The organism is Kamptonema animale CS-326, from assembly GCF_028330895.1.
Lineage (GTDB): Bacteria > Cyanobacteriota > Cyanobacteriia > Cyanobacteriales > Microcoleaceae > Kamptonema > Kamptonema formosum.
Genome location: NZ_JAQMUA010000333.1, coordinates 1 through 9,891, shown reverse-complemented (window position 1 = coordinate 9,891; position 9,891 = coordinate 1). Strand labels below are relative to the sequence as shown.

The window sequence follows — 9,891 nt, the reverse complement described above, 5'->3', positions numbered from 1 at the left end:
GCTAATTACCCATCCTCCCCCTCTCCCCTTCTTTCCTTCTCCCCTTCTTTCCCTAACCATTAACAATTAACTGTTAATAAGTGATGAGCAGTGCAAACTAGATCGCTGAGAATACGGGTGGGTTGCAATGCGTGCAGTTGGGTAGTGCTACGAATACCGCAGGTAACAGCAATTGTGGGAATACCTAAAGCTTGACCGGCGATGATATCTGCTTCGGTATCTCCAATCATCCAAGCAGAGTCTATTGATGAATCTAGTTCTTCTACAACTTCATCTAACAGTTGCGTTTTCAAGTTAGCATAATTATTATACGCAGCATCTGTCACCTGAGTACCGCGAATGCAGGTAAAGAGTCTGGCGAGACCGTAATTTTGTAAGAGTTGAGTGGCTTGACTTTGGGAGCGTAATGTGACTAGAACTAGACGCACGCCGTGAGAGTGAAGAAGTGCGATCGCCCATTGTACTCCTGGCTGAAGCCGATCTAAGTGCAAAAGCTCTGGTTCATTGACAATTTCCATTACTCGTCGCCGAAACGCATCAATTTGCGAACCTTGCAATCCCGAAATTTTGGCAATTTCAGCGTCGGGTACTCGCTCGCGCTTCATTTCCCAAAACTCTTGCTTGCTAAGTAGTGTGATGTTTAGAAAGACTCCTTGAGCTTGATAAGCTGCCTGAGTATCCGCTAATGCGAGCTTATAGGTAGTGTAGTAGCGATCGGATACGTCAACGATGGGGCCATCTAAGTCGCAGAATACGGTCATTTTCGGGGAAAATGAGTAACTGTCTGGGTGGGAGTAAAACTTGGCTGGGGGCGACTCTGAGACTGCACTGGTTGTCATAAAACGTTAACTAAAATCTACAAATACAATACATTTCTTTACTTTACCAAGGAATCCATAAGTTGTAGAGAGATTTTTCCTAAGAAGTTGATTAGAAAAAACTATAATACTGACAGCACTTGGAGCGATCGCATTTTAGAGGAGTTTGGGAGAGCGATCGCCCTATTCCTTTGAGGGTGTCAGCAAAAAGTCAAGGGGATATCAAGCCGAAGAAAGAAAGAAGAAGGAAAAGGGCGATCGCAATAAGGGTTTCAGCAATTAGCCGGACTCTAACCCTCTGGGCAGTTGCGATAAAAGCTGACACCCGATCGCTATTATCTTTAAATAATTGTGAAAATGTAATTCTACTAGCCATGCTCAAACAAAGCGATTTTCCCAGGAAGTCTGAAACCAATAGGGCTGAGGTACTCTCAGAAGCATTGCCCTACATTCAACAGTTTGCGGGACGCACCATTGTTGTCAAATACGGCGGTGCAGCCATGAAAGACAGCAACCTTAAAGATAAGGTGATGCGGGATATTGTACTGCTTTCCTGTGTGGGAGCGCGCCCCGTTGTTGTTCACGGCGGTGGCCCAGAAATTAACACTTGGCTGGCTAAGTTGGGGATCGAGCCACAATTTAAGAATGGTCTGAGGGTGACAGATGCCGCGACGATGGATGTTGTGGAGATGGTATTGGTAGGAAGGGTAAATAAAGAGATTGTTTCCTTGATCAACCAAGCGGGAGGCCGGGCGGTAGGGTTATGCGGCCAAGATGCTAATTTGATCCGAGCCCGCCCCCAAGGTGAAGAAGGTATTGGCTTTGTTGGGGAAGTCAGTAGCGTCAAGATCAATCTTCTGGAGTCTCTGGTTAATGGGGGCTACATTCCAGTAGTTTCCAGCGTAGCTGCGGACGAAACAGGACAAGCTTACAATATCAATGCGGACACGGTTGCGGGGGAAATTGCGGCGGCGTTGGGGGCAGAAAAGTTGATTTTGCTGACTGATACGGCCGGGATTTTGGAGGATTATCACAATCCAGATACTTTGATTGCGAAGCTAGACATTCAGGAAGCTAGGGGGCTAATGGAGTCTGGCATTGTTTCTGGTGGGATGATTCCTAAAGTGAATTGTTGCGTCCGCAGTTTGGCTCAAGGTGTTCACGCGGCACATATTATTGATGGTCGAATTCCTCATGCTCTGCTGCAAGAGATATTCACAGATGCAGGGATTGGATCGATGATAGTTGCTTCAGAATTTAGAAGGAGATAATGGGTAATGGATAATGAGTAATGGGTAATTGGTAATTGCTAAGGGTAATTAAGAATGTAGGTTGGGTGGAACAAAGTGAAACCCAACTCTTTGTTAGCTGTTGGTTGTTAGTTGTTAGTTGTTAGTTGTTGAGTGTTAGTTGGCTTCGACGTGATACCATTTCCGTTTGATTCGGAATTGTATGATATTAAGTTCCCTAGGGGCGGGTTCGCCTATATGTACGATCAGTATCGACAAATCTTATAAACCCGCCCCCCGTCCATACAATCCCGATGCAACCGGATTTGATATTACGGATAGTTTTGCGTAACTCCTAAATTAGCAATTAGCAATTAGCAATTACCAATTACCAATTACCAATTACCTAAATTTACATTTTGCAGCTTAAACCTCCAGCTTGTTTGCTAAAAAGAGCATTTTCCCGGTAGTCTACAGGGCAATCAATCACAGCAGGTAAATCTTGGGCAAGGGCTTCTTTGAGTATAGGAATTAAATCACTTGCAGCTTCAACTCGATAGCCTTTCAAACCCATACTTTCGGCAAATTTCACGAAATCTGGATTGCCGAACTTAATGAAAGCTGACTTGCCAAAGTAATCTTCTTGCTTCCACTCAATCAAGCCATAGCCGCCATCATTAAAGATGAGAGTAACAAAATTAGTACCTACTCGCAGCGCAGTTTCTAACTCTTGGCAATTCATCATAAAACCGCCGTCACCGCTTACCGCTACTACTTTCCTGTCGGGATAAACAAGTTTAGCTGCGATCGCGCCTGGAATCGCAATTCCCATCGCCGCAAACCCATTAGAAATTAAACAGGTATTGGGGCGATCGCAGTGGTAGTGACGCGCCATCCACATTTTATGAGCGCCCACATCTGAGATCACAATATCATCCGGCCCCATAACCTGCCGCAAATCGTAAACTATTTTTTGGGGCTTAATAGGAAAACCATCATCTTTAGCATAGCGCTCGTAATCAGCGCGAATATCGGCTCGTAATTGTACGGCAAATGGTTCTGGTTTTCCCTTGCGATCTGTCCGCCGTAAAATTTCATTCAAAGAGTCAGAAATATCGCCTAAAACTTCTACAATAGGAATATAGCTGCTGTCAATTTCTGCTGGATCAACGCCAATGTGGATAATAGGAATGGTGCCTTGAGGATTCCATTTCTTGGGCGAATACTCAATTAAGTCATAGCCAATGGCAATCACTAGATCGGTATTATCAAAAGCGCAGCTAATGTGATCCCGCTTCTGCAAACCCGCCGACCATAAGGCTAAGGGATGAGTATAAGGAATCATTCCTTTGCCCATAAAAGTATTAGCAACGGGGACATTTAAATGAGTAGCAAATTCCGTTAAAGCCGCACTTGCATTAGCACGAATTGCTCCATTGCCAACTAAAATTAGGGGATTAATAGCTTTAGAAATGGCGACTGCTGCTTTATTGATACTTTGAAAGCCACCATAGGTTTTTTCCCGATCGTCTTTGTTAAGGGGAATACCCTCAACCTCCATCGCCGCAATATTTTCTGGCACATCTATGTGAACGGCTCCGGGTTTTTCGCTCTGAGCAATTTTAAATGCTTTGCGGACAATTTCGGGAGTAATACTAGGGCGCACAATTTGAGCATTCCATTTAGTAACGGGAGCAAACATTGCGACCAAATCTAAATATTGATGAGATTGTGTGTGCATCCTGTCTGTACCGACTTGTCCCGTAATTGCTACTAGGGGAGCACCGTCTAAATCAGCATCAGCAACGCCAGTGATTAAATTAGTTGCGCCTGGCCCCAAGGTAGATAAACAAACGCCGGCTTTTCCTGTCAAGCGGCCGTAAACATCGGCCATGAAGGCTGCACCTTGTTCGTGGCGAGTGGTGATAAACTTAATTGAAGAATTTCTCAAGGCTTCTAAAACTTCGAGATTTTCTTCGCCAGGCAGTCCGAATACGTATTCTACGCCTTCATTTTCCAGACATTTTACTAATAATTGAGCTGTATTCATTTCCGTTTTTCTCCTCAGTAAATTGGGATTTATTCGCCTAAAACAACTGGAACTTGGGGGAGCTTTTGGACAAGTTTAGATGCTGACAAAATCTCAAATCGCACGATTTCACCATCATAGCCAAGGTCTAAAATTACACCTGGGTAAACTTCATCACTTTCTTTGATCCGACTTTCTCGCATTGTAATTGTCAGTGAATCTGTTTCGGGATCGTAAGCTACTTTCATAACTAAAGTCCTCTTGTCAGCTAATTTCACGAGTTGCGAGGTTTTGCAACGCATGAACTGTCCACCTAATAGGTTTCACCTATCCTCCCGATTATTTCAATTTATTTCACCCACACTGTTTTAATGTTGACAAATTCGTGAATTCCTTGGACGCTCAATTCGCGACCGTAACCAGAACGTTTAATGCCACCAAAGGGCAATCTAAGGTCAGATTTAACTAAACCGTTAATAAATACAGATCCGGCTTCTAGTTCGGAAATAAAGCGATCGCTCTCTACTTTTTCCGCAGTCCAAGCTGATGCTCCTAACCCGAAAGATGTGCTATTTGCTAACTCAATAGCTTCGTCAATTCCAGATACCCGGAATACTAAGGCTACTGGGCCGAAAAATTCCTCAAGGCGGGCGGGAGAATCGACAGGAATTTCTGCTAAAATGGTAGGCTGATAGAAATTTCCTGGTTGCTCAGATAAAGGGCGACCACCAGTCAAGAGTTTGGCTCCCGACTGAATGCAAGCTTGCACTTGAGTGTCTAATTCTTGGAGAATATTTGGGGTTGCTAAAGGGCCAATATCTGTGTCTGGAAGCATGGGATCGCCAACTTTTAAAGCCTCCATTTGGGCGACAAAATGTTTGAGAAATTCGTCGGCGATCGCATCTGCCAAAATAAAGCGTTTTGCGGCAATACAAGACTGACCGTTATTGATCGTCCTGGCGGTGACAGCAGTTGACGCGGCGGCGGCGATATCGGCACTCGGCATTACAATATACGGGTCACTTCCCCCCAATTCCAGCACTGTTTTCTTCAAACTTTTTCCCGCCGCGGCTGCTAAACTTGCACCCGCTGGTTCGCTTCCTGTCAAGGTTGCTGCCTTAACGCGATCGTCGGTAACAATTTTTGCTACTTTATCGGCACCAACTAGCAAGGTTTGAAACACTCCGGGGGGAAAACCTGCTTCTGTAAAGATTTCTGCAATCATTAAGGCGCACTGTGGCACGTTGGAGGCGTGTTTGAGTAAGCCAACATTGCCGGCCATGAGTGCGGGTGCGGCAAAGCGGAAAACCTGCCAAAATGGGAAGTTCCAAGGCATGACGGCCAAAATGGGGCCGAGGGGTTGGTAGCGGACAAAACTTTGGCTAGCGTCGGTTTTTGCTGGTGCGTCGGCGAGAAATTGGGGCGCATTTTCAGCGTAATAACGACAACCTAAAGCCGATTTTTCGACTTCTGCGATCGCAGATTTTAAAGTTTTACCCATTTCCAGGGTCATAATTTTGGCAAATTTTTCGCGATCGCGTTCCAAAATATCCGCAGTTGCCTGCATCCACTTCGCTTTTTGTTCAAATGGCAGGCGGCGGTATTTGCTAAATGCCTGCTGTGCTAATTCCAGCTTAGCCTCAATTTCTGCATCCGAGTCGGGTGCATAAGTTTTGAGTGTTTCCCCCGTTGTGGGGTTAATTGTCGCAATAGCCATTGCTTCATCTCCTTTGCAAAAAAGATGCAAAAACCCCCTCTAAGCTTTGATTTAGTTGGGGGTGGTACTTGAGTAAATCTAAGATTTTCATTTGCGGCTGGTGCCGTATCTTCCTCAATGCGATCGAGTTTAAAGCTCTCAAACTTTTATTATATCTTTTTTAGAAGCGATCGCCAGCATTTTTTATTTTTTCTGAGGGTCAGTGCGATCGGACAACAGATTCCCAGACCCCTTAATAAGGGCGATTGAAATCGCTACTACAAAAACGAAGTCCGCCTACGCGGACTTAAAGAATAAAGGGTTATTTAAGTTGGATTTGGTATAAGAGATACCTCAACATCTATTAGTCCGCGTAGGCGGACTTTGTTTGTGTAGCTGCGGTTTCAACCGCCGGACTTTATTTGTGTGCTGCGCGGTTTCAACCGCCGAACGATCTAGATTTACGATCAAGCCGATGTTTGCTCAAAATAATTCTGACCATAAGATTGATAATAATACCTGCTTCCCTTATCCCCATTCGCCACCATTCCCAACAACGGAATCCCCGCCATTTTCAAATCTTCTAAGGCCAAAAGCAAGGCCTCTCGCTCAGTTTGATTCAATCCCACTACCAACATTAACCCATTAGTATGAGCACCCAACAAATTCGCATCCGCTAAACCCAAAAGCGGCGGAGTATCGTAAATAATCAAGTCAAATTTGCTTGACAAATTCTCCATTAAATGTTGCATTTTCCGAGAGGAAAGCAACTTAGTTGGATCGGGAAAAAATGGGCCAGATGGAAGTACAAATAAATTATCCTCTCTTGGCGATCGCACAATCGCCTCTTCCACATCCAAATCTTGACTAATTACACTACTCAAACCCTTCCAATTTGGCAAGCATAGCATCTCATGCACCTGCGGTCGCCGCAAATCCGCATCCACCAACAACACTCGCTGACCCATCGCCGCCGCCGCCATTGCCAGATTTACCGCTACAGTAGACTTACCATCTGCAACTTGACAAGATGTAATTGCACAAGACCGAATGGGACTGTCAACATTCAACAACCGAATATTAGCATTCAACGATCTAAAAGCTTCCTGAAACGCATTTGTAGGAGTAGGCGGATTTTCCAAATCAATCGCCGCATTCTCAGCAGAAGGAAGCCGCAAAACTTTATCGCTAACAGGAATTACCCCTAATAAAGGCAATTGTAAAGTATATTTAGCCTCTTCCGGCGTGTGGAAAACCTTATGTTGAAACCGTTCCGCTAACTGCGCTAAAAGCATCCCCAAAAGCAATCCTGCAACTCCGCCTACAGCCAAATTCAAAGGCATATTGGGAGAAACTGGTATCAACTCCCCATTTTGATAACGGGGAATTTCTGGCTTAGCAATCACATCCCAAGCCACATCTTTCACACCCACAGCTTCAAGTTGTAAAGCTTGTTGTTTGGCTAATAAACCATTCAGCGTATTATTACTGGTTTCTAAATCCCGCTGCAAATCAGCATAGCGGCGAAGCACCACAGGAAATACTTGCGCGTATTGACTTAACTGTTTTTCCGCTTGTTCGAGAACCTGATTGCGTACTCCTAATACCTGAATTTGATTAGCAGTATTCACCAATTCCTCGATTAATTTCATCCGCACAGAATCCTGAAAAGCCAAAACTTGGGGATTAACTTTACCTAAGTCAGTACCCAAAACTCGCTCAGCTTCTTGTCGTAACAAAGGTAGCAAATTTTTGCGCTGCTCTAACATCGATTGCATTTGCGGACTTTCTTGAGTATAAGTAGCTAAATTAATCGCAATATTTGCTTCTAATTGTTGCAATTGAGTCAGTAAAGCCTGATAGCGAGGCGCTTGGGTAAGTGCAGATGCCATTAATGCTTGTCTTTGATCTAATCCTAGCTGTGCTTCCAGGTTTTTGTAGAGTAATTCCTGTTGATTTTTCTGCGTTTGAGTGTCCAATCTCTGAGTTTGAAGTTGACTCATTTGCTGAGCAAGTTGTTGAGTTTGGATTTGAGGATCGATAAAATTATATTGTTGCCGTAGTTTTTGTAATTCTGCTTGTGCGCCGTCGATTCGTTTCCTCAACGGTGGAATTTGGGATTGAATAAAATCAGAGCTTTTGCGGATATCAGTTTTGCCATCTTGCAGGCTGTAACGGCGATAGCCTTCAACAACTTTATCCAAAACAAATTGGATTTTTTTGGGGTCAGTATCGCGATAACGTACTTCTAAGATTTTGGTATTATTAAGGCGTTTAATCGAGAGTTTATCTTCTCCCAATTGGACGTTTTCAGTAGTTTTTCCGAACAGAGTTTTATAGTCAATATCGGGATACTTGGTTTGCAGTTGTTTAATAATCGGAGACATGACTTGGGGACTCTGCAAAACCTGAATCTGAGAGTTATAATCAAAGCCAGACTTTTCTTGATTGACGGGTGCGGCTGGTTGTAGCTTCAGCTCTCCTGAGTAAATTTTTGCTAAAGTGTTTTCAGTAATTACAGGTTCGACTAATAGCTGAAACTTACCTTCATATTCATTTGTTTGAGTTAAAGTCCAGCTAAAAGCTGCCGTAGTTAGTGCGGCTGTCACTCCCACAATTAAAATGGCTCTGCGTCGAAAGACATCCCAGATACTTGTCTGTTCTGTTTCAGTTTTATCTTGCTGTTGGTAAAACTCGTCTGGATAAAGGACAGAATTTAATTTTGGCTGTGATGCTTGTGTTTTCTTAGAATTAATTACTGTTAATTGTGAATTTGGTTCTGGCTTCATTTTTCACCTACAACTTTTTAAGGGGGATTTTAGATTGTTAGTCAGTCTTGCAATAGTTCGCGGTTTGGAGTCTTGGAATTTGACTGAGATTAGTAAATTAAATTTTATTTTTGACTCATCGAAATAGATCGAAAACTCTGAGAATTCCTAAGAAGGGACTGAAAGGAGCTATAGTTCCACCTACTCTATCTGAGAATGCTGCACGACCGGATCGTTTTACCATAATTACATCATTACTGCGGAGCAAAGGATTAGTCTCTTCATTCACCGCCGCCTCAAAATTAATAGAGATAGTCCGCCGGGAAACAGTACCGTTTGCATTCAATCTAATTAATTCTACTGAACTCATATCGGCTCGTGCTTTATTAAATCCTCCGGCTGCTAATAAGGCTTGATTTAAAGAAGTGCTCGGCGGGACAGCAATAGCTCCTGGTCTGATCGCTTCCCCAACTATGCTAATATTAATTGTATCTGGAGAGAAGCTAGAATTTCCCACTTCTGCATTTTCAATCGAGTTTGTATTATCTGCTTTCGGGACGATAATAGTATCTCCTTGTTGCAGCATTACGTCTTGGGTTATATCTCCCGCCTGTAATAGTTCCCAAAGATTAACACTAATCGTTTGTTCCGTGCCGGCGCGGGTGATGCGGCGAACTTGAATCTGGCGAATGTCGGCTTGTTGGGTAATGCCTCCAGCTAGTTTAATTGCTTTAGTAACAGTGCTGGGCCCGCTAGTGTCTGGTGGAGGTTCGTTTGAGCTGAGCAGTGTTTGATTTCCATTCGCCTCGATGGTTGTGATTTGATTAGTTTGAATATCTCTACCTAGAGTGTAAGTACCGGGACGGGCCACTTCACCGACTACTGCAATATTAATAGCTTCATTACTTTCTGAGGAAAAATTGGCATTGGCTAAAGCGCGGTTTTCCTCGCGGTTGATGTCAGTAACAGTGGGGATATAAATAGCGTCTCCATCTCGTAAGGTAATATCACTACGTAAGTCACCACTCTGCAATAATTCCCAAAGGTTGACATTAATAATTTGTTCTGGCCCGCCACGTTGAGGCCGACGGATTTTGATTTGGCGAACGTCGGCGGAGGGGGTAATACCGCCGGCCATTTTTAGGGCCCGCGTGACTGTTGGGAGTTGAGTTCCTACTTGCTCTGCGAAGCCACCGGGGCCAGATGAGGGGGATACTGTATAGGAACCGGGACGGTGAACTTCGCCAGCAATAGCGATTTGTAGAGGTCGCGGGGCCAGCAATTTTAGGGTGACTACGGGCCGTCTGAGGTATTTGCCATATCGCTGTTTAATCTCGTCAGCAGCTTGTTC

The 9,891-nt window shown here is 44.1% G+C and carries 7 protein-coding genes; 1 reads left to right on the top strand and 6 read right to left on the bottom strand.

Features of this window, described 5'->3' with window-relative positions; all coding sequences use genetic code 11:
- Positions 1-59: 59 nt before the first annotated feature.
- A complete protein-coding gene (locus PN499_RS19480; protein ID WP_272033763.1) occupies positions 60-839 on the bottom strand; it encodes an HAD family hydrolase in 780 nt (259 codons plus the stop codon).
- Positions 840-1,192: 353 nt separating this feature from the next.
- Between PN499_RS19480 and argB the strand changes: the two genes are divergently transcribed.
- Positions 1,193-2,089 carry an acetylglutamate kinase gene (gene argB, locus PN499_RS19475; RefSeq protein ID WP_272033765.1) on the top strand — a complete coding sequence of 299 codons (897 nt, stop codon included), beginning with the start codon at positions 1,193-1,195 and terminating at the stop codon, positions 2,087-2,089.
- Between the two features lie 370 nt (positions 2,090-2,459).
- On the opposite strand, the gene PN499_RS19470 is transcribed toward argB, so the two are convergent.
- The 5 genes from PN499_RS19470 to PN499_RS19450 form a co-directional block, all read right to left on the bottom strand.
- On the bottom strand, positions 2,460-4,097 hold the full coding sequence (locus PN499_RS19470; RefSeq protein WP_272033761.1) for an acetolactate synthase large subunit: 1,638 nt from the start codon (positions 4,095-4,097) through the stop codon (positions 2,460-2,462).
- A gap of 29 nt (positions 4,098-4,126) precedes the next feature.
- Positions 4,127-4,378 carry a DUF2283 domain-containing protein gene (locus PN499_RS19465; protein WP_272033759.1) on the bottom strand — a complete coding sequence of 84 codons (252 nt, stop codon included), beginning with the start codon at positions 4,376-4,378 and terminating at the stop codon, positions 4,127-4,129.
- A gap of 47 nt (positions 4,379-4,425) precedes the next feature.
- Positions 4,426-5,793 carry an NAD-dependent succinate-semialdehyde dehydrogenase gene (locus PN499_RS19460; protein ID WP_272033757.1) on the bottom strand — a complete coding sequence of 456 codons (1,368 nt, stop codon included), beginning with the start codon at positions 5,791-5,793 and terminating at the stop codon, positions 4,426-4,428.
- A 446-nt stretch (positions 5,794-6,239) separates the two neighbouring features.
- Positions 6,240-8,561: a GumC family protein gene (locus tag PN499_RS19455; RefSeq protein ID WP_272033755.1), complete on the bottom strand. Its 2,322-nt coding sequence runs from the start codon at positions 8,559-8,561 to the stop codon at positions 6,240-6,242.
- Between the two features lie 115 nt (positions 8,562-8,676).
- The coding region (locus PN499_RS19450) for a polysaccharide biosynthesis/export family protein (protein ID WP_272033753.1) at positions 8,677-9,891 on the bottom strand (1,215 nt) is incomplete at its 5' end.